The organism is Silvimonas soli, assembly GCF_030035605.1.
Taxonomy (GTDB): domain Bacteria; phylum Pseudomonadota; class Gammaproteobacteria; order Burkholderiales; family Chitinibacteraceae; genus Silvimonas; species Silvimonas soli.
Genome location: NZ_CP106736.1, coordinates 1329910 through 1353875, shown reverse-complemented (window position 1 = coordinate 1353875; position 23966 = coordinate 1329910). Strand labels below are relative to the sequence as shown.

The window sequence follows — 23966 nt, the reverse complement described above, 5'->3', positions numbered from 1 at the left end:
ATAATCCCCGGGCCTTTGTCGTTTTGCCAGTTTCATTTAGCTGTTCTTGTGGCTTTGGCGGCCAGCCTCGACATGCTGTTCGTGCGACCCGCCGCGCGACCCGCTCTTGTCATCTGCATTGCGGGACTGGCTCTTGTTCGAGTCGGATTTATTTTGTGAAGCAGAATGCTGCTGACTGGTGCCAGTGTGCTTGGAGGATTGGTTCGACGAATGGGGTTGATGATTAGCCATGATGAACTCCTGAAAATTTTGAAGAAATCGTTCCACCCCAAAAGAGGGGAACGCGTTGCGATGCAACGTGACTTCAGATTAACGGAGCGCCCTGACCCACTTGATCAGCCAATGCCGGGGATTCGGGTAGGAGATTCCGAATAAAAAAAGCCGGTTTTAAAGGCTTTGGAGGACTCCTCCTGCAAACCGCCGACAGGATGGCAGTACGGGGGTAATACAAAAAAACGCCTGGCAAGTTAAAACCCTGGTCAGGCGCTGCACCGTTCATGCTCTTGGAAAAGTGCGCAAATCAGGTACTCGGTGGATTGGTTTCCCGGCTGTAAATCCGTTGTGAACCCAGCACATTGATGAACTCGGCAAGCTGGGCAGTCGGGTCGTCACTTTCGACGCGAAACAGGGCGGAATCGTCTGAGCCATCGGGCAAAACGCTTGGGATGCCCGCGAGCGACAACAAGTCTGCCGCGCTTCCTATCACCAGCAACGGTTTGCCGTGGCGGTACTGCAGTCTTATAAATTCCCAGACCAAGGCATCGTCACTCAATTGCCTCACGGTATCCGCGCCATCGGCAATGATCGCCGCGTCGAACTGTACGGCCTGGCTTGCCGACATCGGCATATCCACTTTCAAGGTGTCGCCATTGCTGGTCAGCGGCACCATGCTGGAAGCAATCACCTTGGCCACCGCGCCTTGCTTTTGCAGGGTCTCCCGGATCGCGTTGATAACGCCCGGCTGTGTGTCGCTACCCACCAGGATGGCAACCTTGCGGGTTCGGATACCCTTTTCGCCGGGGTGAGCAAACAACGAAAGGCTGGGCGAAGGCGAGTATTCGGGAATGGGCTCCGTGCTGGCCAAGGGCATGGCGAGGGAAACGGCAACGCCCAAACCCTTGGCAACTTGTCCGGCCAGCGCTGGGTCCACATTCACCAGCATGGAGACCACACGTTCGCGGATCGCCGGAGTCTGCACATGCGCCAGTTCAAAACAAAACGCATTGATGATGTGCTGCTGCTCTGGCGGGCTCTGGCTTTGCCAGAACAGACGGGCTTGCGAGTAATGATCCGCAAACTTTTCCGGCTTGCCGCGTACTTTATCGGCCTCGATATGCTCGGCAAAACTGGTAAAGCCTGCCATGCCGGCCTGAAACGGACATCCGCCTGCCAGCGAATTGGGCTCATAAGCCACGCGTCCTCGCGGCAACGCTTGCCGGTGAATGCCATCGCGCTGGTTGTTATGGACCGATGCGAGCGGGGCGTTGATGGGCAGTTCATGAAAGTTGGCACCACCCAAACGGCTGATCTGGGTATCCAGATATGAATGGATGCGCCCCTGCAATAGCGGGTCATTGCTGAAGTCGATACCCGGCACAATGTGCGCGGTGCAGAAGGCGACCTGTTCCGTTTCAGCAAAGAAATTATCCGGATTGCGGTTCAGTATCATTCGGCCCACCGGCGTCAGCGGCACCAGTTCTTCGGGCACCAGCTTGGTCGGGTCCAGCACATCAAACGCAAAGCTATCCGCCAGTGCTTCGCCAAAAATCTGCAGGCCGAGTTCCCATTCAGGATATTCGCCAGCCTCGATCGCTTCCCACAGATCGCGCCGATGGAAGTCGGGATCGGCTCCGGTCAGTTTGGCCGCCTCATCCCACACCAGCGAATAGGTGCCGTCGACTGGCGTCCAGTGAAATTTGCAGAACACAGACTCGCCCTCGGCGTTGACCAGCCGAAAGGTGTGCACGCCAAAACCTTGCATCATGCGGTAGCTGCGCGGGATCGCCCGGTCAGACGTATGCCACATCAGCATGTGCATCGTTTCCGGCGATAAGGAGGCGAAATCCCAGAACGTGTCGTGGGCGCTGGCCGCTTGTGGAATGCCATTGTTGGGTTCCGGTTTTACCGCATGAATCAGGTCCGGAAACTTCATGGCGTCCTGGATAAAGAACACCGGAATATTATTGCCCACCAGATCCCAGTTGCCTTCATCCGTGTAGAACTTCACGGCAAAACCGCGCACGTCGCGCACCGTATCGGCAGAGCCACGCTCGCCCGCGACCGTAGAAAACCGGGTAAACACGGGCGTGATTTTGCCGGCCTCGGCAAACGGCGCTGCGCGAGTTAAATGCGACAGGTCGACGTAGCTTTCAAAATAGCCATGGGCACCCGAGCCTCGGGCATGCACCACGCGCTCCGGGATGCGCTCATGGTCAAAATGGGTGAGTTTCTCCCGGAGGATGAAGTCCTCCATGGCGGTGGGGCCGCGCAAACCCGCTTTGAGCGAGTTCTGGTTGTCGGCCACCGGCACGCCCTGGTTGGTCGTCAAGCGCTGATCAGAGGCGTCGGTGCGGGCACGGTCCAGTGATTCACTGGCGGGGCTTGCACCGTACAGTGGCCGCCCACCGCCAGTTTTGGCAGACGAGGTGGTTTCGCTCACCGTGCTGGCAGTAGCAAGCAAGGACTGCGAAGCCAGATGATCTCCCTCTGCGGGGCAACTGGCTTCTTCGCCGTACTCCCGCTCTTTGGTGCGGTTGAACGGCATTCCCTCGGCCAAGGCCTCGACGGCGTTTGATTGTTCCGCCATGGTGTTCTGACGCTGTTGCCGCTCCGACGCGCTCACATCGGTTTTGCCCGTATTTCCGCCGCCAGCCAACGGGCGATTACCCAAATCGGGCGCCAACGGTTTTCTGAAATTGCTCTGCATAGCCCACCTCACATCAAACAACATCGTGCAATGCCCGCCGACTGGCGAACCGGAGTCACCGCACAAGGGCGATCTCCGGTTCAGGTGCCAGGAATCAGTGCGCGCTCGCTACTGCAGTGTCCGCAGATAGCGTCTGCTTGAGCTCTTTCATTTGCTCGCCCAGTTCATCCAGGTTCAGCCCCTTCAATTTGCGGACCTTGGGGAAAAGCTCGGTTTCCTCTTCTTCAACATGGTGTTCGATGAACTCGGACAAGACCGTGAAGCGGGCATCAAACAATTCATCGCCCGGTTTCATGACGGAAAGCTGCGCGATCAAGTCTTTGCAACTGGCATGCTCGACGACCGCTTCGTCGATCATGTCGCCGTCTTTACCCAAGGCGGCTTTCACTGCCGGGTAGAAAATTTCTTCTTCCACCCGGGTGTGAATTCGTAGTTCAAGACAGGCCTGCGCCACGATTTGCGCTTTTTCGGCCGGGGTGCCTTTGGTTTTACTTTTTTCAAACTGTTTGAAGAGCTTTTTGACCTTGGCGTGATCCGCCATCAGCAAGGCGGTAGCTGGGTCATAGTCCCTGGTAGTGGTGGTTTTGCTTTTGGCTGGGTCACGGGTTTGTGCGGGCTTGCGGGTAGCGCTGCTGTGGGCAGGCGTATGCGATGTGGCCATGATGATCTCCTGAAGTGTGGAACGAACCGCAGTTGATGCTATGCGCACTGCAAAACGACCGTTGTCCGCCGTCGGCGTATTCCGGTGAAAGCGCATCGCCTGCTTGCTCCTACACAGGTGCAAATTCGATCCTCTCCCGCCACGCGCTGATCACGATCTGGTCAGCGGCCCTCTGAAAATCTCGTAGTCCTGCCGGTCATTATGTTTTGTTTGATCACAGTAAAGCGCGCCCGGCAACGGTTCGCGTCTGCAACGGGTGGAAGTCCTACAACTCGTAGGCGCGGGCCGGATGGCACAGCCCAGGGTTGCCGCGGAAGATGTTTATCGTGGCCGCGTACTGCCGCCTTCCCCAACGTGGTGTCCAGGGAGCTAGCCACGTCTGGAAAATCCGCTTTGCCACCGAAGCAGCAGGAACAGCGGCCAGGTATTCAAAGCTGGATGAAAAGCTGGATGCCTGACTCACTCTCGCTCGCCATGTGGATATCTGGAGCTTCGATATGAGTAAACCTCGCAGTGATACGGTGGAGGCATTGGCAAAGAACACGCGCTCCAACGACAAGTTACAAAGTGACTTCGACTCCAATTATCCGGACGGCGCGACCCCTTCGTCCGGCCGAAGCGAGCGACGCCAACCCGACCCGCCGGTGCAGTCCACCACGCAGCATCACGACGATCAATACGGGTCGTCACCGCCGCGTGACCAGATTCGCCCGCCGCAAATGGACCCTCCGGCCCAACGAGCCAGAAAGAAGCATGAACAGGTGCCGAAATCGGTTACGGAACGCAAGGAAGGTGAAGAATACGCCCGGCATTACGGGGTCAAAGGCAGCAAAAGCTAAGCCGCGTGTAGGTTGTGTCTTTCCTGAAAAGATGCTGCAAATGGGCAGTAATTGCCGCGCCAGGCTGACAGGCCACGACGCTGCGCCGGGCCAGACTAAACATATTGCCTGTGAAGTGGAGTACGACCATGCCACGCGCCTTATGGACGGGAGCCATCAGCTTTGGACTCATTTTCATTCCGGTTTCGCTCAAGTCTGCCGAAGCGCCGGATGAGCTTGACCTGACTTTGCTCGACAAGCGTGACTTTGCGCCGGTGGGCTACAAACGGGTGAACAAAACGACCGGAAAAGAAGTCGCTTGGGATGACATCATCAAGGGCTACGAGCACGAGCCCGACCAATACGTGGCGTTGTCAGAAAAAGATTTTCGCAAGGCCAACGTCGCTGCAACCCAGACCATTGATCTGCTCGCCTTCGTTGAGCAAAGCGACATTGATCCGATCTACTTTGAAAAGCCCTATTACCTGGTTCCCGGAAAACGTGGCGAAAAGGTGTATGCGCTGCTGCGTGATTCGCTCAAACAGTCGGGCAAAGTGGGTGTGGCGCAGATTGTGATCCGGGTGAAGCAGCATCTGGCCGTCGTTGCTGCAGTCGATGACGCATTGGTCCTGAATACCTTGCGTTACCCGCAGGAAATCAAAAGTGTGGCGTCGCTGGAGCTGCCGGCTGCTGCAGTTGGCACTGAATTGACTACCAAGGAAATTGCCATGGCCGTGGCGCTGATCGAGAGCATGTCTGAGCCATGGCAACCCAGCCAGTATCGCGACCAATATCGCGACGACTTGCTCAAGTTGATCCGCCAAAAAATCAAGGCTCACCAGATTCATAGCGTGAGCCCGGCAGATGACGAGCCGGAAAATGCTGAGGCCGAAGCCCCGGCGGCGGACGTCATTGATCTGATGGCGCTACTGAAAAAAAGTTTGCCCAAGACGGCCAAGGCAGCTGCTTCCACGCGCTCATCGACCACCCAAACCGGCAAGGCCCGGGCATCCGCCAAAACCCGGGCGAAAGCCGCATAAAACCGGGAGCTCGCCATGGCCTTGCACGCCTACCGCGCCAAACGTAATTTCAAGGCAACGCCGGAACCCGAAGGCAAGACGACCAAGTCAGGGCCAGTGTTGCGCTATGTGATCCAGAAACATGACGCGCGCAATCTGCATTACGACTTTCGGCTGGAGCTGGATGGTGTGCTCAAAAGCTGGGCGGTTCCCAAAGGGCCGAGCCTTGATCCCGCAGTTAAACGCCTTGCTGTGCAGGTGGAAGATCATCCGATTGCCTACGGCGACTTTGAGGGTGTCATTCCGCCGCATCAATATGGTTCAGGCAAAGTCATGCTGTGGGATCGCGGTACCTGGCAGCCACTGGAAGATGCCGCCAAAGGTTATGCCAAAGGGCATCTGCATTTCCGGTTGAATGGCGAAAAACTGAAAGGGACTTGGGATCTGATTCGCATGCACCACCGTCCTGACGACAAACGCGATGTGGAAAACTGGCTGTTGGTCAAAGTGGACGACGATGCCGCGCGAACTGGCGCGGCGGCGGAAGTTACCGATGAGCTGGATAAAAGCGTGGCAACAGGCCGCTTGATCGACGAAATCGACGACGCCCCGGTTGCCGCCCGCGCTAGTAGCCGGACAAACGACGCTGTGGCCCACACCGCTGCCAAACGCTCGCGCGGTAAACCAACGTCACCAGCAGAAAGTACGCTGCCGATCATGGTCAAGCCGCAACTGGCCAGCTTGGTCACCACCTTGCCCGTTAATCACCAACACTGGATTGCCGAAATCAAGTTTGACGGTTATCGCATGCTGGCGCGAATCGAAGCGGGCTCTGCCAGGCTGTATAGCCGGAATGCCAAAGACTGGACTTCCCGCCTGGAAAAGATCGCCAGCGAACTGGCCCAACTGCCGCTGGATACCGCTTGGCTGGATGGCGAACTGGTTGGGGTCAAACCGGATGGCAGCATGAGCTTTCAGTCATTGCAGAATGCGTTTGCGGACGACCCGGGCAACGACAAACCGCCGCGGCTGATGTACTACATTTTTGACGTGCTATTCCTGGATGGCGTAGATATCCGCCCCGAGCCCTTGCTGACTCGTAAACAAAAGCTGGCGGCATTGCTCGATAAATTGCCCAAGAATAGCGCGTTACGGCTTAGCGACCACTTGCAAGGTCAGATGGACGACGCCTTCGCCCATGCTTGTCATCATGGGCTGGAAGGTTTGATCCTGAAGCGCGCCGATGCACCGTACGAGTCGGTGCGCAACCGTAACTGGCTCAAGCTCAAGTGCCAGCAACGACAAGAGTTCGTGGTGGGTGGCTTCACCGCGCCGGAAGGCAGCCGCAGCGGATTTGGCGCGTTGTTGCTGGGCACTTACGATGCCGACGGCCATTTTCAGTATGCCGGGCGCGTAGGGACTGGTTTTAATGAAAAAATGCTCAAGCTGCTCGCCACGCGGCTTGAACAACTGGAACGCAAGACAGCCCCATTTGACGACGCAACGAGCCGGATTGCACCGCGCGAACGGGCGCATGTGCACTGGGTAAAACCGGAACTGGTGGTGGAGGTGCGCTTTGCCGAATGGACCGCAGAGAAGCGTCTGCGCCAGGCTGCTTTTCTTGGTCTGAGGCCAGACAAACCGGCTCACGCGGTCGTGCCGGAAACGCCCGTCGACGTGCCGAAGGCTCCATCAAAACCAGTTGCGCAAGCCATCAAAGTCAAGGCCAAACCCGCCTCACAGTCCGCAGCGACGGATGTTGCGGGTGTCTCCATCACTCATCCTGGCCGGATTGTTTTCCCGGGCACTGGCGACACCAAACTGGCCATCGCGCGCTATTACCAGGCAGTTGCCGATTACGTGCTGCCGCAATTGCACGATCGCCCATTGACGCTGGTCCGCTGTCCGCAAGGCGCAGAGCATCCGTGTTTTTTTCAGAAACATCTAAGTGATTCTTTGCCTGAAGGACTCACCGCCATTGATATCGCTGGCGAAAGTGGTTCCGCCAGATACATGATCGCCAATGACTTGCACTCGGTGATCGCACTGGTCCAGTCGGGCGTGCTGGAACTCCATACTTGGGGTTCCACGGCCAAAACACTGGAGAAACCGGACCGACTGATCTTTGACCTGGACCCGGCACCAGAGGTCGCTTGGCAAACCGTCGTAGAAGGCGCGCAACTGTTGAAAGGCTTGCTGGAAGAACTGGATTTACCGACGTTTCTGAAAACCACCGGCGGCAAAGGCTTGCACGTGGAAGTGCCCCTCAAACCATCTTTGAACTGGGAAGAGGCGAAGGCATTGACCCATGTGCTGGCCTCACATCTGGCCACTGCCTTGCCGGAGCGCTTCGTCGCGATCATGAGCAAAGCCCAGCGTACAGGTCGGATATTTGTGGATTACCTGCGTAACGCGCGGGGCGCAACAGCCGTGGCCGCATACTCGACACGGGCGCGCGAAACGCCGAGTGTTGCCACCCCCATCTCATGGGACGAACTGCCCTGGTTGGAAAGTGCCTCTTTCTGGACCATCCACAACGTCCCCGACCGTCTTGCACAGCAAAAGGTCGGCCCTTGGGCGGAATACGACCAGCAGCGCGTGCGACTGACTGACTCTTTGAGACAGCGGTTTGCGTCATCGTGACGGATTACGACACGGGTTGGTCTGCGGAACCGAAGTGGATACACAGTTGATGGCGTTAGCTATTGCCACGTGATCAGTCCGCTTAGGCCGGGAAGCAGGCATTGCTTATTGAGGATAGTTCTGGCTTCCTGAGCGTTGCAATCCAGAAACTCTCAGACACATACCACAATGTTGAGCCGCAGACCGTATCGACCTGATCCCGCTTGATCAGCCTTGTTGCGCTGGCTACCGGTCTTCTTCCTTCTTTCCTGTTTTTCTCATCCAAGAAGAAGTGGCATCAGCCCAATAATGCCGGCTTGCTGATACGCGCTTGATTGCGGAGCTTGTCACAGACCAGGCTGCGGAGCCGGTTTTTTCATTGGCGTACTGGATGACGAAGCGCCATTTGCGCAGTCCTTTGAAAACAGCTGTTTTAGCTTGATTTCAGTTAAAGTTCACGCCTGCTTTCTGTTCTTCCGTTCTGCTCAGATTTGCTCAGGCTCACTCTTCTGAAATCCATTAAAAGAGAACGTTTACCACTCACGTCCATCGTTGATCCATTGCAAACCGCATGGAGCGGGATGGTTACATTGCAATTTATCTCAGAGTTAGTTTATGGACCGCAGGGCATTCCTGGCATTTGCTTCATTGATTCCCGTCCTGTCTGCATGCGGTGGTGGCGGAAACGACTCCCCCAGCACAGGCTCTTCGGGAGGCACGGGCAGTCCAGTTGAACCGGTACCCGTGGGGCGGCATGCATTCTCCTTTGCCACCAACAGCAACGACTTCCTGATTGACGGGCAGTCGTTCCAGATTCGCAGCGGTGAAATGCACCCGGCGCGCATTCCAGTCGAATACTGGCAGCACCGTATTCAAATGGCGAAGGCGATGGGGCTGAATACCATTTCCATCTACATCATATGGAACTACCACGAGTCCAGCCCAGGCGTGTTCGACTTCAGCACCGAGAACAGGGATATCGAGTCGTTTATCCGGCTGTGCCAATCGGAGGGCTTGTGGGTGTTGGTCCGCCCAGGTCCCTACGTGTGTGCTGAGTGGGATCTTGGCGGTATTCCCTCATATCTGCTTGCTTACCCTGACATCAAACTACGCACAGACAGCGTTTCCGACCCACGCTATATGGCCGCAGTCCGACGCTATATTGCCGAACTGGCACCGCGTATCGCGCCGCTGATGGCCAGCAATGGCGGCCCAATCCTGATGTTGCAGGTTGAAAACGAATTCGGCTCGTTCGACAGCAACGCTGTATATATTGAAGAAATCCGGCAATGCTGGCTGCAGAACGGAATTGCCGGGCCGTTCTACACCGAAGATGGCATAGCCGAACTGATGCATAGCCGCTCCAACGTGGCCGGCGGTGCCATTGCCCTGAGTAACGGGTCGTCATCCGCGATCAGCACGTCCCGCAGTCACTTTGCTGCGGTGCCTGCGATGGCAGGCGAGGTCTATACGGGGTGGTTCTCGCATTGGGGTGATGCCGAATTGGGCGGATCGACAGCTGACATTTCGTCGGAACTGGCCAGCTTCATGCAGAGAAAGCAGTCATTCAATCTGTATATGGTGCATGGCGGTACGAGCTTTGGCTTTTTTGCTGGCGCCAATCTTGAAATAGGAACTGGGCAGTATCAGCCTGACATTACCAGTTACGATTACTTCGCTCCGATCAGCGAACAAGGTGCGGCAACGGCCAAGTTCCTGACATATCGTAATCTGATTGCATCTCATTTGAGTACACCACCCGCCGCAGCACCTGCACTTCCCGGCACTCTGACACTGACCGGTGCCAGTGCACCGCTTCCGACGCTTTATGCATCGATCTGGGACAACTTGCCTTCGGCGCTGCCTGCCAGCCAGACGATTGCCCCGTTGCCCTTTGAGATGTTTGGCCAATCCTTCGGATTTGCGTTGTATCGGAGGACATTGGGCTCCAGTGGCGCCGAGAAAATGAAAGTGACCGAGCTACACGACTACGCCACGATTTTCCTGGCGGGCCAATATGCCGGCGCTCTTTCCCGGCCAGCAGTCCCCGTTGGCTACACGCGGGACTACGCGGCGGTGACCCCGGGAACTGACATGACACTTCCCGCGGTGCCATCAAACGCGTTGCTGGAGATTCTGGTTGAAGGTATGGGGCGGGTTAATTATGGCACCGACATGATTGACCGGAAGGGCATAACGCAGTCGGTTTCGCTGACCGATTCGATGGGCCAGACCAGCCAGTTGCAGGGATGGGAAATCGTGCCACTGCCAATGGATGAGTCGTTCATTGCCAATTTAAAAAGCGTATGCACGAATCCAGCGAAGAGCGGCCTGTTTTTCAAAGTGAGCTTTAATCTGACCGAAACAGGGGACACTTTTCTAGACATGAGTCAGTGGACCAAGGGCGTTGTGTGGGTCAATGGCCGCAATCTTGGGCGCTACTGGAAAATCGGTCCACAGACGCGGCTTTATTGCCCAGCGCCCTGGTTGCGAGCAGGGATAAACGACATCATCATTTTTGACTTGCACCAGCTTGCAGCCGCTCCAATTCCGCTAGTGGGACGGCCTGACGCTTGATTTTCAGTTATTCGTTTTCACGCAATTACTTGCTGCAGCACCTTGGGCCCAAAAATATAAAGACGGAGCGGCGACAATTTTTGGAGGGTTCTTGTTTTGGCTGCCTCCGCACTAAGGATGCACGGCAAATGCGGACAGTGAATACCTGATCATCGCGACAAGGGGGGCGCATGGGTGACGATTTCGAAGACCGCAGAGGCGACCGTCCAGCAGGAGCGTGTTGGGCGCTGCTTATTAAAGTAGCCAGCGGCGAAGGGCTGACTACAATGCAGGGTTGAATGCGAAGCAGTAAAGGCGGTCTGTTCAGACATAAAAAATCGGGGGCGTGACGTTTCAATTCCTTTATTGGAGGCCTCTCTATGAGCTGCCTGAGCGAAAGGATTGTCGACGCAGTTTTCTTTATGCTGAGCGGATATGCATTCGCGGATGGCATTGTCATTGAGTCGCCCCGTGAAGTGACCATTGCGAATATCGTGCCGCCGCCCGTGACGATTGCGCGGGCCAATTCGGAACCAGGTTATTTGCACCGCTCTGAATTGGAATATCGGGTGACTCAGGGCAAGCCGTTTTACGTCCAAGCTGAGAACTTCTATAACGCACAGTTCGCCCACGACTTCCCGATTGCTCCCGCAGGGAAGGCCGCGCCATCGACTGCGGCCGGGCAGCAGACTCCGAATTATTTTCATATGGGTACTTCAACGGCGCCGCAACTCATGCTTGCCCAGTCGTCGAACCCGACATCACCGTTTGGCCCACAACCGCAGCGACGACTATCGTTGATCGTTAGCGACTGGGCGTTTTCTGGTTCCGCGCGGGTCACCCACAACAAGGGTGCGACGCTGACCGTTCGGCATAGCTTTTAATCTGCGGTTTACCGTGCGACCCGATGTCCGCGACTGCCTTGGGCATGGGGTGCGGTTTCCTAATGGCGATCGAACCCATAAAGCGAGGGAGTGGCCTGCTGATCTCGAAAAGTAGCCACCTCTTTCATCCCAGGTTGGGATTTTATCGATTAAAAGACAGGTAAAAATACGGCCTTGGGTTGATGTGATCGATAGATAACTCGGCGCTAAATATCCTTTCAAGAAATATCTTGGGAATTCAAAGAACCCCTGAAAGCCAGGCTTTCAAGGGTTCTTTGCGTTCGTACACAAATGGCACGGTGGAGATCGAAGCTTGGGAGTGTTTTTGACGTTTTTGACGTTGGCCTCGGTGGAAAGGGCCGCAGAATGCCAGGTAACTCCAGTCCGACCGACGTGACCTGAATTGTCCGGGAGTGGTCTTGGGCAGGCATTGGCTGGATGACGATTTGTCCATATGGTTATGGTTCAATCAACCGAAGTGGATGATCTGCCATGCTGGAACTCAGGCCAAGTTGTGAACAATGCAATAAAGCATTGCCTGCCGATTCGCCCGAGGCGCGCATTTGCTCGTATGAGTGCACCTTTTGCGTGGATTGCGTCGAGGCGTTGCTGAATGTGTGCCCTAACTGCGGTGGGGGCTTTGTGCCTCGGCCCATTCGCCCGACTCAGGATCGCAAGGATGGCAATTTTTTGGGGAATGATCCGGCGAGTTCTGTCGTGAGGTACAAGCCAGTTGATCTGGCAGCACATCAACGCTGGGCAGCGGCACTGAGTGTCATCGCGCCGGGGCAGCGTTAACCGTCTGGCCGCGCTAATGTCTGGCTTCGCCAGTGTTCGATAGTACTGGGCTACTCTTCTTTTGTAAGTAACTTCCAATTAGTGCTGCGGTGGCGTTTGTCAGCGGCTGAATGGCCATTTCAGTCTTGTCTGTAGCATCCGCCTGGCAGCTATTTGTTTTTAATATGACTCGTAATGCTCTGGGCGGGATAAAGACAAGCATGTCGCATGGCCGCAGTGTGCTATTTGACTGGGTTTTGAAAATTGCTCGACACTTGGGCGGATGTATTTTTACTGCCGCGTTGGCTGCGAGGGCAGGCTCGAATCTAGCAGAAACCCTTTCGCCATGCTTATCGCGGGCGTTTGAATTTTTGTTCCGATGAAAGGCACTTGCGTAAGAAATTAACTTTCTATAAATTTAATTTTGCTTACAAAATAAATAATAATTACATCGGAAAGTAAGCGATTTGAATTTAGGCAAGTAGTTTTTCCGGAGATGCAAGCATGTACAAAAATGCGGCGAAAATAGCGTTGTTGCTGGCGGGGCTGGGGGTCAGCGCGATAGCTGGGGCTTATACGGTCACGGGGACGTTGATGGCTGACTATTATTCAGACACCAATCACGACCCGGATTTTGAGGGGCACTGTTGCAGCGATGTTTTTTACAACATGGTTAACCCGACGCTCTATAACGGTCTGCCGACGTTGAACACCGCATACTCAAGCAATCCCTCAAATCCTGTGGTGCATGATATTGATGTCAATCGCAATATCAACTGGTGGGGACGAGGGAGCGACGTCAGCAACAACAGCCATTTGAGCTACGACGGCTCGGGCTACACCACGATGTTGCCGGTTGCGCTTAACGATATTTATGCGCCGCATGCATCCGGCAGTAATGATTCTTCTGCGTTCCAGACGGCGGTCTATACCGGCTGGTTCAAAACCACAGGCACTACAGCGCTTACTTTTTCGCTGCGGGCTGATGACGACGCATTCGTATTTCTGGATGGTCATCTTGTGCAGCAAGTAGGGGGCGTGCATCCGCTGCCGTCGTTTGCCGACCTGGCCACCGACACCGTGGGTCATGGCTGGCACGAACTGGAGATTTTCTACGCTGACCGGCATACCGTTGATGCCAGTCTGGATTTCAGTATCAACGCTTCGATTCCCAGCGTGCAGTTACTGTCAGCGGTTCCCGAGCCGGAAACCTGGGCTTTGCTGGGTCTGGGCATGATCGGGATGGGATGGCTGTCGCAGCGAAGCAAAAAGCGCGCAGACTCATCGGATGAACCGGCATTGCTGGTGTCCTGATCGCCCAGTCTTGATCTGCACACTGTGCAGCGAGCGCCTGAAAAAACCCGCAATTTGCGGGTTTTTTGTTGTTTGGACTCCGGTTGCCACTACAGCTGACAAACCTCGTCGTCACTTCATCGGGGCGATGGCCCTTGCTGCAAGGTTTGCTTCATCAAACCGTCACGCGAGAAGACTAGCGTGGGCGGTCCGGATCAAACATCGAGTGGACGGGGGTTACTTGCGCAGCCACGGCGGCGTCAGGCCAAGTCCGGCCCAGTGGGCTTCCAGCCTTTGCCAGACGGCTTCGCGCTCCTGTGCCGTCAGCGCTACCCAGTGGGCGACCTCCTGAAAGGTTCTGCCGCAACCACGACAAACGTCGTCACCGAGCCCGGTGGAGCAAACGGCGATGCAGGGGGTGTCGGGGCGGACAGGCTGGTTCATGGTGATGCTTTGGTCAGGCAAAGGTACGGCCCTGACTATCCCTGTCGCAGTTACGGTATGTCAAGAACCTGCCGCCTGGCGCGAGTCACGCAGTCGTCATCAAAACGACGCGGCTTTGTCATGCGCGCTGGGCAAGATGCGCCAAACCAACGGCTGGAAACCTCGTCATGGCGGATCACTCCCTGAAATTCCGCAGTATCTGGATCTCCGATCTCCACCTTGGCACGTCGGGCTGCCAGGCAGATTATCTCCTCGACTTTCTCAAAAACACCGAATCCGAATATCTCTATCTGGTCGGAGATATCGTCGATGGCTGGGCGCTCAAGCGCTCCTGGTACTGGCAACAAAGCCATAACGACGTCATCCAGAAAGTGCTGCGCAAGGCGCGCAAAGGCACTCACGTTATCTACATTCCCGGCAATCACGACGAAGGCGCCCGCCAGTTTCTGGGGCTGATGTTTGGTGATATCCGCATTGAAGATGAAGTGATCCACAAAACCGCAGACGGCCGCCAGTTGCTGGTGCTGCATGGCGACAAGTTTGACGGTGTAGTGCAGTGCGCCAAGTGGCTGGCGATTGTCGGTGACCGCTTGTATGGCGTGACGCTGAAGCTCAACTACTGGTTCAACCGCCTGCGGGCCCGCATGGGGCTGGGTTATTGGTCGCTCTCGCAATATCTCAAACACAAAGTCAAAACAGCGGTGAACTTCGTCAGCAGTTTTGAAAATGCCGTGGCGCAAGAGGCGCGCGAGCGCGGGCTGGATGGCGTGGTGTGCGGACATATCCACAAAGCCGAGATGCGCGAGATTGACGGCATTCTTTACTGCAATGACGGCGACTGGGTGGAAAGCCTGACCGCACTGGTAGAACTCCCCACCGGCGAGTTGCGCATCGTGACCTGGCAAAAGTTTTTTGACGAACAATCTGCGCAAATTAACGCGCTGACCATTCCATCCATGGGACTGCACGGAGCTGCCGCATGAATATCCTGATTGTGACCGATGCATGGGAACCGCAAGTCAACGGCGTGGTACGTACCCTCAAGCAAACTCGAGCCGAGTTGCTAAAGATGGGCCACGCGGTAGAAATGATTACCCCGCTGCAGTTCAAGACTTTTCCTTGCCCGACCTACCCGGAGATTCGTCTGTCATGGCGACCAGGTAAAAAAATTGCCGAACATATCGACCGCTTCAAGCCGGACGCCATTCACATCGCGACCGAGGGTCCGCTGGGCATGGCAACGCGGCGTTACTGCATCAAACACAAACTGCCGTTCACGACCGCATATCACTCGCGGTTTCCGGAATATGTGCAACTACGCTTTGGTATACCACTGAGCTGGACTTATGGCTTTCTGACCCGGTTTCACAATGCCGCTCACGCCGTGATGGTGCCGACCAAAGTGGTAGTGGATGACCTGGAGGCGCGCGGCTTCAAAAACGTGGTGATGTGGTCACGTGGCGTGGATCTGGACATCTTCAAACCCGGTGCCCGTGATCGCCTGCAAACCCGTCGGCCGATTTTTGTGTACGTCGGGCGCGTGGCAGTAGAAAAGAATGTAGAAGCCTTCCTGCAACTGGAGCTACCCGGTTCACGCTGGGTCTGCGGCGATGGCCCGGCAGCGGCGTCACTCAAAGCCAAATATGGCGAGGCGCAGGGCGTGCATTGGCTAGGCGTGCTGAGTCAATCAGAACTGGCTGAGGTCTACAACGCCGCGGATGTGTTCGTATTCCCCTCAAAGACCGACACGTTTGGCCTGGTGTTGCTGGAAGCCATGGCCAGCGGTTGCCCGGTAGCAGCATATCCGGTCACGGGCCCGATTGACGTGATCGGCACGGACGGCCCGGGCGCGCTTAACGACGATTTGCAGAAAGCGTGTCTGGACGCACTGCGCGTGGACCGGGAAGCAGTACGCAAGCATGCCGAGAAATTCTCTTGGGCTGCGGCCAGTCGGCAGTTCCTGACGCATCTGCACCCATTTACCCAGTCGGCGCAGCGCGAAGTGGAGCTGGTTGCACAAGGCGCGCTCGGCAAATAAGGGGTGTTCGCCCGCGCTGGCGGGCAGAGCAAGAGGGGGCGGCTTGAAATGTGCTGACGACCCCCTCACCTGAAGAGGGTCGATCCCTCCTCTTCGGTTCACCCTCGCATGTTTGAATTTCTGCGCACCCGTCGTCGCGAGCATTACCTGGCCGCCAATCCGATTCCGGATGCGCTGTGGTATCCCGTCCTTGCCATGCCGCTATTTCTCGGGTTGACCGAGGATGAAAAGCAACGGCTGCGTGAACATACCGCCTGGTTCCTGCACGAGAAAACCATTACCCCGGTGCATGAGCTGGAATTGACCGAACATGCGCGGGTGTTGCTGGCGGCACAAGCCGTGCTCCCAGTCATCAACCTGGATTTCGACGCTTATGACGACTGGTCAGAAGTGGTGGTTTATCCCGGACGTTTTCTAAGTCGCGATCGCTACACCGACTCCATTGGCCTGGTGCACGAATACGAACAGCATCTGGCCGGGCAAGCGCGCCCGGAGGGGCCGGTACTGTTGTCCTGGATGGATGTGGCTGAGTCGCCCTGGCTGGATGGCTGGAACGTAGTGATCCATGAGCTGGCTCATAAACTGGATATGCGCAATGGTGAAGCCAATGGTCGGCCAGCGTTACATGCCGGTATGGATGCCGCTGAGTGGAAGGCGGCTTTTTCGGATGCGTTTTCCCATTTAAGCAAACTGGCGCACTTGGGTTTGTATAGCCCGATTGACCTGTATGCCGCCGAAAATCCGGCTGAGTGCTTTGCGGTATTTAGCGAGTATTTCTTCGAAACACCGCATGCGGTATCCGAGCACTATCCTCGCGTCTATGAACAACTCAAACAGTTTTACCGGCAAGACCCGCTGCAACGCCTGCCCCGAGTGCGCTATCGCCCGGCTTTCGAGCCGTTGGCTATGGCGCCAGTGATTATGCCGACGACAGCACCGGGGGCGTGGGCGTGAATATCGGGATTGTGGCAACAGAAGTGGCTGACGAACTCACGTTGCTGGCTGAGCGGTTCGGCTTGACCTTGCTGGAAAACGCACCGGAAACCGGGCATTACCTGGTCTGGCAAGATGACCGCTTGGCGCTGGCGCAGGCGGATGAAAAGGCTTTGGTGTGCGTGGATCTGGTCGATGGCGCTCAAGCGCATCGCCGTAAATTTGGCGGCGGCCGCGGGCAACCGGTGGCCAAAGCAGTGGGTCTGAAAGCGGGCAATACGCCCACGGTACTGGATGCGACGGCCGGTCTGGGGCGTGATGCCTTCGTGCTGGCTACTTTGGGGTGTGAGGTACAGATGCTTGAACGCAGCCCGGTGGCGTGCGCCTTGCTGGCCGATGGCTTGCGCCGGGCCATGATGCATGATGAAACGGCATCCATAGTCGCGCGTATGCGATTGTTGCAAAGCAATGCTCTGGAGTGGCTGGTGCAAGAGGGCAAGCCCGCAAGTTTCGATGTGGTCTATCTAGACCCGATGTTTCCCGAGCCCGATAAACGCGCGCGCGCCAAGAAAGAGATGCACGCTTTTCAGACGCTAATCGGCGGCGATACCGATGCCGATGCACTACTGGAACCCGCTCGCCGGATCGCCCGGCAACGAGTGGTCGTAAAAAGACCCCGCACAGCACCATGGCTGGCGGGGCTAAAGCCGGACTTTTGTTTTGATGGAGAAAGCACGCGGTTTGACGCGTATTTGCCGCTCAAAACTTGAGGATGTGCACGGCGACGCGCTCAAGGCGTGATGCCGCCATCCTCAATCAGCCGCTTGTATCGATATAGCGTGGCAATCGACACGCCCATGTCCCGCGCCACTTCTTTGCTATGGGTGCCGTTGCGCAGGCTTTCAGCCAGTGTGCGCACGGCCGTGGCATTGAGCTTGGGGCGGCGCCCACGTTGTTTGCCCAATGGCTTGCTGCGGGCAGGGCGCTCTGAGCGCAGTTGCTGAATCAGCAGGCTCAGCAGAATGCGCTGACCGTCCGGCGTATTGGAGCTCAGACCCAGCGAGGTGATCTCCAGCGCCGAACCACGGCGATCCAGTTGTTCCAGCAAACACAGCAATTGATAAGCGCCCAGTCCCGCGCCATCCATGTTCTGGATCACCAGGGTGTCGTGGCTGACCATGCTGGCCAGCGCCATCGAGAGTTGCCGGCGCGAATGGCTACTCTGGTCAATGAAAATAGCCTGACAACTCCAGGTTTGCATCAGGGCCTGGCGTTTTTGGTCCAGCCCATCGCGGTTTTCTTCCAACAAATACCCGATTCTCATTTTGCGTCCCCATTTGCTCCCAGTGCATGAATCCGGAGTGCGCTATCGGCAAGCAGCTAAATCCGGTACTGGTAGAGAACCGACAAGTTAACGGTCTGGCAAATTACGATCTATGAGACTTTTCTGAAATTCGCATAAGCAATGGACGCCTTTATCACAATTACGGCAAAAGACGTCGGGCAAAGATTTATTCCGTCACACGTCGGGCCGTGCGGCGGCGTTTTATGTTGCCATGCAGCGTTGCCGGGGGCTTGCGGGTATACTTTCAGGAATATTTCGCCAGAGCAAAATGCACCTGAGACGCTCGGGTCGGCTGGCTGGAAGCGGTATTTCTCGCAAAGGATCAGGATGTCGCGTTACGTAATTGGAGATGTTCAAGGCTGCTTTGACGAACTGGTCTTGTTATTGAAACAACTGGATTTTGACCCGGCAAACGATCACCTGTGGCTGGTCGGTGACCTGGTGAATCGCGGCCCGCGTTCGCTGGAAGTATTACGTTGGGTGATGGGCCAAGGCGCGGCGGTTCAGACCGTGCTTGGGAATCATGATCTGCATTTGCTGGCCGTGGCTGCAGGCGTTTCCAAACGCAAAACGGGCGATACGCTGGATGCCATTCTGGAGCATCCGCAGTGCGCGGCCTTTTGCGACTGGTTGCGCTACCAACCGTTGATGATTGATCTGGGCGACGGGGTGGTAGTGCACGCAGGCGTCTGGCCCGGCTGGAACAAAGAGAAGGCGCTCGAAGCGGCTGCAGCGGTCGAGGCGGTCTTGCGCGGCGAGCAGTGGCGGGACTTTCTGACTGAAATGTATGGCAATCAGCCCACACACTGGAGCGAGGCCAAAAGTAAAGCAGACCGTTTACGATTTACTGTAAACGCGTTTACCCGCATGCGTTTTGTCGACCAGAGTCTGAATTTGCAGTTGAAGTACAAAGGTGAACTGGACCAGGCGCCCGCCGGATTGCAGCCCTGGTTTGCTGTGGCTGGCCGCAAGAGCGTGCCACGGGTATTGTGCGGACACTGGTCCGCCTTGGGTCTACTGCAGTCGGAGTCGGTCTGGGCGACGGATACTGGGTGCATCTGGGGCGGGCAACTCACCGCGATCAACCTCGATACGGGTGTGGTAGTGCAGCAACCGGCGTTGCAAAGCTATCAAAGCATCACTCAGGAATGACCACATCAGCCGTCGGGTGAGGCCATGAGCCCGCCAGCTAAACGGCGATACGGCTCGCGTGGCAGAGCGTTTCTTCCATATCTTCAGGGTCTTGCTGTCGCGGCGTAGCCGGACTGGCCGATGCAGCGACGGTGCAAGGCGCAAACAGCGCCTCGCAGTCACCATTGCCTTCATTGAGTGCGCGATGGGCGGCGATGATGCGCGCCTCCACAAACTGCGTCAGATGGCGCCGGTCGGCATGATCGGCTGGAAACGGTGCCAGGAAGGTGATTTCGGCATGCAAGCCACGGGCTCCCAGAATCTGCCACAGCGATTTGCCAATCGACATGTCGTCCACGTAGGCCGGGGTCGGGTTGTAATTGCCATCAGCATCGGTGTAGCGCAGGTAAACCGGCTGGATGGTGGCATGGCTTTCGAGCGCCGCCTGCATCAGCGATGAGCGAAAAGGCAGAATACGCGACCCATCAGAAGTAGTGCCTTCCGGAAATACGGCGACACAATGTTCTGATTGCAGAGCCTCAATCATGGCGTTGTTCACGCGGGCAGCATCACGCTTTTTTTCACGTTCGATAAACAGCGTGCCGGTGTGATGGCACAACCGCCCAATCAGGGGCCAGCTGCGGATTTCCGACTTGGCAACGAAACGCGAAACGGTGACCGCATTCAGGATAAAGATATCCAGCCAGGAAATATGATTGGCCAGCAGCAGGTGATTAGGCGGATAGAGCCCCGGTGCAATCCCCTGCACCCGCACAGTAATGCCCAGAATCTGCGCCAGTTTTTCGGACCAGCGCTGGATATAGACAATGCGCTGTTCCTGCGTAAGGCCGGGAAAACGCCAAGCACCTGCTGCAAGACCGCGCAGCAGGTGTAGGCCTAATCGGGAAAGTCGGCTGACTCGCAGCGCGGTGCGTAGAAGCGGCATGGCGATCAAGACAGTGGGGTAGCACTCCTCTCGATATTCTGAGGAAAGAACACGCCCCATCTGTTTCAATTTGATAAATGAGAACCAAGTTTAGTCGCTTGCCGCGGATGCCGAAATGGTCTTATTGCAGACTGTCTCGCATGGGCGACTAATAACCAACTAGCGCATGAAGTGCTTGGCGTAACGCTGGTCAACCTGGTGCATGGACAGCAGCAAGAACAGATCGGCAGTGTTGAAGTCCGGGTCCCAGGCAGGCGTGCCGCACAACTGTGCACCAGCGCGCAGATAGCCTTTGATCAGGGCCGGAATCTCGACATCCAGCTTCTGGTTGAGGGCGGGCAAGGGCAATGGGCAGCGTGGGAAAACACGCCATTCCACCGGGCCCATGGCGGTGTCTGCCAGCTTGCGATAGATACTGGCCGCGGTATGGCCGCCATCCGCCAACGAGACGCTGGCACAGCCGACCAGGTAGCGGTAATTGCGCTCACGCATGTAGCTGGCCAGACCATGCCACAGCAGGGTAATGGTGGCGCCGGTGCGGTAATCCGGGTGCACGCAGGAGCGGCCGATCTCTACAATCTGCGAGCGGATATGGCCCAGTCGGGTCAAATCGAATTCGGTGTCGGAGTAATAGCTGCCCAGCTTGCGGGCTTGATGTGGCGGCAGAATACGGTAAGTGCCGACGACTTCGCCGGTGTCGTCATCTTGCACCAGCAAGTGGTCGCAATATGGATCGAACAGATCCTGGTCCAGACCGGCTTCACGAGCGTGGATGCGAGCGCCCATTTCTTCGGCAAAAATCCGGTAGCGCAATGCTTGCGCGGCGCGGACCGCGCCTTCGTGATTCGCCAGCGTAACCGACAGGCGACGTTTCTGTTTTGTGGGTGCGGCGTTCTGAGTCTGGAGCATCATTTCCCTCCTGTAGGTATGGAGAGAAATTAAGCGGAGCGCATGACCACGCAATGACGATTTATTGAAGAAACAGTGACGGGACTGCGACGAAACTATGACAGTCGGGGCGGTGTCTGTTCGTCCAGGTCATCAGATTCGACTGGCACGCGATAGCTTTCCGATGCCCATTGCCCAAGGTCAATCAAGCGGCAACGCTCGGAACAGAACGGCCGGAACGGATTTTCGGGCGAGTACGCGCTTTGCTTTTTGCAGCAAGGGCAGGTGACAAAGCGGGAGGTGGATTGCGTCATGAGTGTTTCAGATCTTTCGCGATTGTGTGGCGAACGTGTGAATTACAGATTGCAGTAACCCAGCGCGAATTCAATATCGGCCTCGACCAGTTTGGTGCGCTCGCCTGAGGTTGATGGCTGAATGAAGCGAACGTTGATGGCGTAGCGATTGGCCGATAGCTCCGGCACGACCGGCAAATCAGTCGGAAGAGTGACGCGCAGCATCTGGATCGTCTTGCCACCCGACATTTGCTGGAAAGCCCCCTGGCGCGCGGTAAAATGCGACACCTTGGCCGAATCGCGTAACAGGCGCAGCACAATCTGGATGCCGTTACGAATCGGCATCAGTGGCGACAACCAGCGCTCCAGGTCTGCCTGGCGCCGCTCAGGTGCCAGTTGGCGCCAGTAGTGGTACGACGGCAGATCAAACTCACAGGCACCACCAGGAATCGCCAGGCGCTGTTTGATAGCCATTAGCCACTCGTTCTCACGCAAATACTGGCCGACCTTGCCGGTCATTTGCAGTAACTGGCCATGCGTGTCTTCGATATCCGAGAGCACGCGCTCCAGCGCTTCTTCCGAGATATGCGGGTTATGGCGCAACGCTGACAGGGATTGACGCTGGCGTTCCAGTTCTTGCAACAAGTCGGATTTGAGATCCGCCCGACTCGCTACTTCCATAATCTCAAACAAGCCGATCAACGCTGTGTGATGGTCGAGTGAATGCTCCCGAGCGGCCAGCGTGGTGGTTCGGTCGTAGATGTCTTCTAGACGCAGCAGCGTGCGGATCCGCTCGTTGATGGGAAATTCGTAGCTAATCACGGTGTGCCGGGCTGTTGGGGGAGGGCAAAGATACACAATTCTGCAGCAACCGTAGACGTTTGAAAACCCGTCTGTAAGTTTGCATGTGTCAATTTCACAGGAATTGGGCTTAATTCAATTCGTGTCTTGTAACAATACGCGAAAAATGGGTGTAGCGCGGGGATTATGCCGATTTTGTCAGCTTTATAAAGGTCCGGTGAAGCGTAGCAACCTGGTCGGCAAGCTCTTCGCGGCTGCCGTCATTGCGGATGACCTCATCGGCCAGAGCCAGCCTTTGCTCTCTGGAAAATTGCGCAGCCAGCAATTGGTCGATAGCTTGCGTGGTCAAGCCCGCGCGCTGGGCAAGGCGAGTCCGCTGACGCTCAACCGTGCAATCCACAGTGACAGTACGGGAGACTAAAGGCAAAAAGCGCCCAGACTCGAACAGCAAGGGCACTACAACCAAGGCGTAATGGTGCGTTGCGGTGAGCGTTTGCAGCTGTTCTTTAGCCAATTGCAAAATTCTGGGATGAAAAACGGCCTCAAGTCGCCCCCGCGCCGATACATCCGACAAGACCAGCTCCCGCATGCGCGGACGATCCATGCTGCCATCTTGCGCAATGAACTCATCGCCAAAAACGGTGCGGATTTCATCCAGTGCGGCTGACGGCGGGCGGGATAGCTGATGGGCAATCACATCCGTATCGACAATGCCGGCACCATGCTCGGCAAACAGATCTGCCACCGTTGATTTGCCGCTGCCTGCTCCGCCAGTCAGACCGATTACCAGCATATCCCGCCTCGTTTTTTCTGGAGTTTTACAAGCCACCAAAGAGCAGGCTTTGCAGCTGAGGTCCCCACAACAAGGTGGCGAAACCGGCGACCGCCAGATAGGGGCCGAATGGCATGGGTTTGCCAAAGCCGCGTTTGGCCGCCACGGTCATGATGATACCCAATACCGCGCCAGCAACTGAAGACAGCAAGACGATGATGGGCAGGCTTTGCCAGCCAAACCAGGCGCCCAGCGCAGCGAGCAGTTTAAAGTCGCCGTAGCCCATCCCTTCCTTGCCGGTGGCCAGTTTGAATAACCAGAACACACACCACAGCGCCAGATAACCGGCAGCTGCGCCGATCACGGCAGATTGCAGCGAGACAAAGCCATGATCGATATTGAATAGCAGACCGATCCATAGTAGCGGGAGCGTAATGGAGTCAGGCAACAAATACGTGTCTGCGTCAATAAAGAACAGCGCAATCAGGGCCCAAGTCAGCACAATGGCTGCCAGTGCCTCACCTGAAAAACCGTAATGCGCCCCGACCCAGGCTGTTAGCAGGCCTGTCAGTAGCTCCACGGCCGGATAGCGGATGCTGATTGGGGCTCCACAGCCCTTGCATTTGCCGCGCAAGGCCAGCCAGCTAAGCAGAGGGATGTTCTCCAGCGCGCTAATCTGATGTCCACACGATGGGCAAGCCGAACGGGGCACCACCAGATTGTAACGGCTAGGTGGCGCGGGTAATGGCGCATTCACCGGAAGATCAATGACGGCGCATTCCTGGCGAAATTGGGCTTCGATCATGCGTGGCAGTCGAT

The 23966-nt window shown here is 56.5% G+C and carries 24 protein-coding genes; 13 read left to right on the top strand and 11 right to left on the bottom strand.

All coding sequences use genetic code 11. From position 1 onward, the window contains the following. Positions 1 to 36: 36 nt before the first annotated feature. From N7220_RS06155 to N7220_RS06145, 3 genes are all read right to left on the bottom strand, one after another. Positions 37 to 231 (bottom strand): hypothetical protein, encoded by a 195-nt coding sequence (locus tag N7220_RS06155; protein WP_283150581.1) that lies wholly within the window; start codon positions 229 to 231, stop codon positions 37 to 39. Positions 232 to 520: 289 nt separating this feature from the next. Further along, a complete protein-coding gene (locus tag N7220_RS06150) occupies positions 521 to 2806 on the bottom strand; it encodes a catalase (protein WP_283150580.1) in 2286 nt (761 codons plus the stop codon). Between the two features lie 214 nt (positions 2807 to 3020). Further along, on the bottom strand, positions 3021 to 3587 hold the full coding sequence (locus N7220_RS06145) for a hemerythrin domain-containing protein (protein ID WP_283150579.1): 567 nt from the start codon (positions 3585 to 3587) through the stop codon (positions 3021 to 3023). 317 nt (positions 3588 to 3904) lie between these two features. Here N7220_RS06145 and N7220_RS06140 point away from each other — a divergent pair, with 317 nt between their 5' ends. The 8 genes from N7220_RS06140 (at position 3905) to N7220_RS06105 (ending at position 13577) form a co-directional block, all read left to right on the top strand. Next, positions 3905 to 4045 (top strand): hypothetical protein, encoded by a 141-nt coding sequence (locus tag N7220_RS06140; RefSeq protein ID WP_283150578.1) that lies wholly within the window; start codon positions 3905 to 3907, stop codon positions 4043 to 4045. A 39-nt stretch (positions 4046 to 4084) separates the two neighbouring features. Further along, complete coding sequence (locus tag N7220_RS06135; RefSeq protein ID WP_283150577.1) at positions 4085 to 4426, top strand: hypothetical protein; 342 nt, start codon at positions 4085 to 4087, stop codon at positions 4424 to 4426. Between the two features lie 128 nt (positions 4427 to 4554). Further along, a complete protein-coding gene (ku, locus tag N7220_RS06130) occupies positions 4555 to 5445 on the top strand; it encodes a non-homologous end joining protein Ku (protein ID WP_283150576.1) in 891 nt (296 codons plus the stop codon). 15 nt (positions 5446 to 5460) lie between these two features. After that, the gene (ligD, locus tag N7220_RS06125) at positions 5461 to 8067 is read left to right on the top strand and encodes a DNA ligase D (RefSeq protein WP_283150575.1); all 2607 of its coding nucleotides are present in this window, start codon (positions 5461 to 5463) and stop codon (positions 8065 to 8067) included. Between the two features lie 594 nt (positions 8068 to 8661). After that, the gene (locus N7220_RS06120) at positions 8662 to 10623 is read left to right on the top strand and encodes a beta-galactosidase (RefSeq protein WP_283150574.1); all 1962 of its coding nucleotides are present in this window, start codon (positions 8662 to 8664) and stop codon (positions 10621 to 10623) included. Between the two features lie 359 nt (positions 10624 to 10982). Continuing rightward, on the top strand, positions 10983 to 11486 hold the full coding sequence (locus N7220_RS06115) for a hypothetical protein (RefSeq protein ID WP_283150573.1): 504 nt from the start codon (positions 10983 to 10985) through the stop codon (positions 11484 to 11486). Positions 11487 to 11978: 492 nt separating this feature from the next. After that, positions 11979 to 12284: a DUF1272 domain-containing protein gene (locus N7220_RS06110; protein WP_283150572.1), complete on the top strand. Its 306-nt coding sequence runs from the start codon at positions 11979 to 11981 to the stop codon at positions 12282 to 12284. 483 nt (positions 12285 to 12767) lie between these two features. Further along, the gene (locus N7220_RS06105; RefSeq protein ID WP_283150571.1) at positions 12768 to 13577 is read left to right on the top strand and encodes a PEP-CTERM sorting domain-containing protein; all 810 of its coding nucleotides are present in this window, start codon (positions 12768 to 12770) and stop codon (positions 13575 to 13577) included. A 216-nt stretch (positions 13578 to 13793) separates the two neighbouring features. Here the strand turns inward: N7220_RS06105 and N7220_RS20765 are convergent, their stop codons facing one another. After that, positions 13794 to 14000: a DUF1289 domain-containing protein gene (locus N7220_RS20765; RefSeq protein WP_283150570.1), complete on the bottom strand. Its 207-nt coding sequence runs from the start codon at positions 13998 to 14000 to the stop codon at positions 13794 to 13796. A 167-nt stretch (positions 14001 to 14167) separates the two neighbouring features. Between N7220_RS20765 and N7220_RS06095 the strand changes: the two genes are divergently transcribed. From N7220_RS06095 to N7220_RS06080, 4 genes are all read left to right on the top strand, one after another. Next, complete coding sequence (locus N7220_RS06095) at positions 14168 to 14983, top strand: UDP-2,3-diacylglucosamine diphosphatase (RefSeq protein WP_283150569.1); 816 nt, start codon at positions 14168 to 14170, stop codon at positions 14981 to 14983. Then, positions 14980 to 16038 carry a glycosyltransferase family 4 protein gene (locus N7220_RS06090; RefSeq protein WP_283150568.1) on the top strand — a complete coding sequence of 353 codons (1059 nt, stop codon included), beginning with the start codon at positions 14980 to 14982 and terminating at the stop codon, positions 16036 to 16038. Before N7220_RS06095 ends, N7220_RS06090 begins: the two co-directional genes overlap by 4 nt. A 108-nt stretch (positions 16039 to 16146) precedes the next feature. After that, the gene (locus tag N7220_RS06085) at positions 16147 to 16992 is read left to right on the top strand and encodes a M90 family metallopeptidase (protein WP_283150567.1); all 846 of its coding nucleotides are present in this window, start codon (positions 16147 to 16149) and stop codon (positions 16990 to 16992) included. Then, positions 16989 to 17741, top strand: coding sequence for a class I SAM-dependent methyltransferase (locus N7220_RS06080; RefSeq protein ID WP_283150566.1), 753 nt, complete (start codon positions 16989 to 16991; stop codon positions 17739 to 17741). Before N7220_RS06085 ends, N7220_RS06080 begins: the two co-directional genes overlap by 4 nt. 20 nt (positions 17742 to 17761) lie before the next feature. Here the strand turns inward: N7220_RS06080 and N7220_RS06075 are convergent, their stop codons facing one another. Beyond that, the gene (locus N7220_RS06075; RefSeq protein WP_283150565.1) at positions 17762 to 18295 is read right to left on the bottom strand and encodes a transposase; all 534 of its coding nucleotides are present in this window, start codon (positions 18293 to 18295) and stop codon (positions 17762 to 17764) included. A gap of 348 nt (positions 18296 to 18643) precedes the next feature. Here N7220_RS06075 and N7220_RS06070 point away from each other — a divergent pair, with 348 nt between their 5' ends. Next, positions 18644 to 19468, top strand: coding sequence for a symmetrical bis(5'-nucleosyl)-tetraphosphatase (locus N7220_RS06070; RefSeq protein WP_283150564.1), 825 nt, complete (start codon positions 18644 to 18646; stop codon positions 19466 to 19468). Between the two features lie 37 nt (positions 19469 to 19505). Here N7220_RS06070 and N7220_RS06065 read toward each other — a convergent pair whose 3' ends face one another. The 6 genes from N7220_RS06065 to N7220_RS06040 all read right to left on the bottom strand — a co-directional run bounded on the left by N7220_RS06065 (position 19506) and on the right by N7220_RS06040 (position 23952). Continuing rightward, positions 19506 to 20393, bottom strand: a complete 888-nt coding sequence (locus N7220_RS06065; protein ID WP_283150563.1) for a lysophospholipid acyltransferase family protein — start codon at positions 20391 to 20393, stop codon at positions 19506 to 19508. A 159-nt stretch (positions 20394 to 20552) separates the two neighbouring features. Next, a complete protein-coding gene (locus N7220_RS06060) occupies positions 20553 to 21305 on the bottom strand; it encodes a GNAT family N-acetyltransferase (RefSeq protein WP_283150562.1) in 753 nt (250 codons plus the stop codon). A gap of 92 nt (positions 21306 to 21397) precedes the next feature. After that, positions 21398 to 21595, bottom strand: a complete 198-nt coding sequence (locus N7220_RS06055; RefSeq protein ID WP_283150561.1) for a DNA gyrase inhibitor YacG — start codon at positions 21593 to 21595, stop codon at positions 21398 to 21400. Between the two features lie 42 nt (positions 21596 to 21637). Next, positions 21638 to 22396, bottom strand: a complete 759-nt coding sequence (zapD, locus tag N7220_RS06050) for a cell division protein ZapD (protein WP_283150560.1) — start codon at positions 22394 to 22396, stop codon at positions 21638 to 21640. 163 nt (positions 22397 to 22559) lie between these two features. Beyond that, the gene (gene coaE, locus N7220_RS06045) at positions 22560 to 23168 is read right to left on the bottom strand and encodes a dephospho-CoA kinase (RefSeq protein WP_283150559.1); all 609 of its coding nucleotides are present in this window, start codon (positions 23166 to 23168) and stop codon (positions 22560 to 22562) included. Between the two features lie 25 nt (positions 23169 to 23193). Continuing rightward, on the bottom strand, positions 23194 to 23952 hold the full coding sequence (locus N7220_RS06040) for a prepilin peptidase (protein ID WP_390901568.1): 759 nt from the start codon (positions 23950 to 23952) through the stop codon (positions 23194 to 23196). Positions 23953 to 23966: the final 14 nt, after the last annotated feature.

Bases quoted from the DNA above. Each gene is read 5' to 3' on its own strand.
- ku (WP_283150576.1), top strand. From the start codon at position 4,555: ATGCCACGCGCCTTATGGACGGGAGCCATCAGCTTTGGACTCATTTTC.
- N7220_RS06055 (WP_283150561.1), bottom strand. From the start codon at position 21,595: ATGACGCAATCCACCTCCCGCTTTGTCACCTGCCCTTGCTGCAAAAAG.
- N7220_RS06135 (WP_283150577.1), top strand. From the start codon at position 4,085: ATGAGTAAACCTCGCAGTGATACGGTGGAGGCATTGGCAAAGAACACG.
- N7220_RS06065 (WP_283150563.1), bottom strand. From the start codon at position 20,393: ATGCCGCTTCTACGCACCGCGCTGCGAGTCAGCCGACTTTCCCGATTA.
- coaE (WP_283150559.1), bottom strand. From the start codon at position 23,168: ATGCTGGTAATCGGTCTGACTGGCGGAGCAGGCAGCGGCAAATCAACG.
- N7220_RS06040 (WP_390901568.1), bottom strand. From the start codon at position 23,952: ATGATCGAAGCCCAATTTCGCCAGGAATGCGCCGTCATTGATCTTCCG.
- N7220_RS06095 (WP_283150569.1), top strand. From the start codon at position 14,168: ATGGCGGATCACTCCCTGAAATTCCGCAGTATCTGGATCTCCGATCTC.
- N7220_RS06145 (WP_283150579.1), bottom strand. From the start codon at position 3,587: ATGGCCACATCGCATACGCCTGCCCACAGCAGCGCTACCCGCAAGCCC.
- N7220_RS06155 (WP_283150581.1), bottom strand. From the start codon at position 231: ATGGCTAATCATCAACCCCATTCGTCGAACCAATCCTCCAAGCACACT.
- N7220_RS06115 (WP_283150573.1), top strand. From the start codon at position 10,983: ATGAGCTGCCTGAGCGAAAGGATTGTCGACGCAGTTTTCTTTATGCTG.
- N7220_RS06090 (WP_283150568.1), top strand. From the start codon at position 14,980: ATGAATATCCTGATTGTGACCGATGCATGGGAACCGCAAGTCAACGGC.
- N7220_RS06120 (WP_283150574.1), top strand. From the start codon at position 8,662: ATGGACCGCAGGGCATTCCTGGCATTTGCTTCATTGATTCCCGTCCTG.
- N7220_RS06110 (WP_283150572.1), top strand. From the start codon at position 11,979: ATGCTGGAACTCAGGCCAAGTTGTGAACAATGCAATAAAGCATTGCCT.
- ligD (WP_283150575.1), top strand. From the start codon at position 5,461: ATGGCCTTGCACGCCTACCGCGCCAAACGTAATTTCAAGGCAACGCCG.
- N7220_RS06105 (WP_283150571.1), top strand. From the start codon at position 12,768: ATGTACAAAAATGCGGCGAAAATAGCGTTGTTGCTGGCGGGGCTGGGG.
- N7220_RS06140 (WP_283150578.1), top strand. From the start codon at position 3,905: ATGTTTATCGTGGCCGCGTACTGCCGCCTTCCCCAACGTGGTGTCCAG.
- N7220_RS06150 (WP_283150580.1), bottom strand. From the start codon at position 2,806: ATGGCGGAACAATCAAACGCCGTCGAGGCCTTGGCCGAGGGAATGCCG.
- N7220_RS06085 (WP_283150567.1), top strand. From the start codon at position 16,147: ATGTTTGAATTTCTGCGCACCCGTCGTCGCGAGCATTACCTGGCCGCC.
- N7220_RS20765 (WP_283150570.1), bottom strand. From the start codon at position 14,000: ATGAACCAGCCTGTCCGCCCCGACACCCCCTGCATCGCCGTTTGCTCC.
- N7220_RS06060 (WP_283150562.1), bottom strand. From the start codon at position 21,305: ATGATGCTCCAGACTCAGAACGCCGCACCCACAAAACAGAAACGTCGC.
- N7220_RS06075 (WP_283150565.1), bottom strand. From the start codon at position 18,295: ATGAGAATCGGGTATTTGTTGGAAGAAAACCGCGATGGGCTGGACCAA.
- N7220_RS06070 (WP_283150564.1), top strand. From the start codon at position 18,644: ATGTCGCGTTACGTAATTGGAGATGTTCAAGGCTGCTTTGACGAACTG.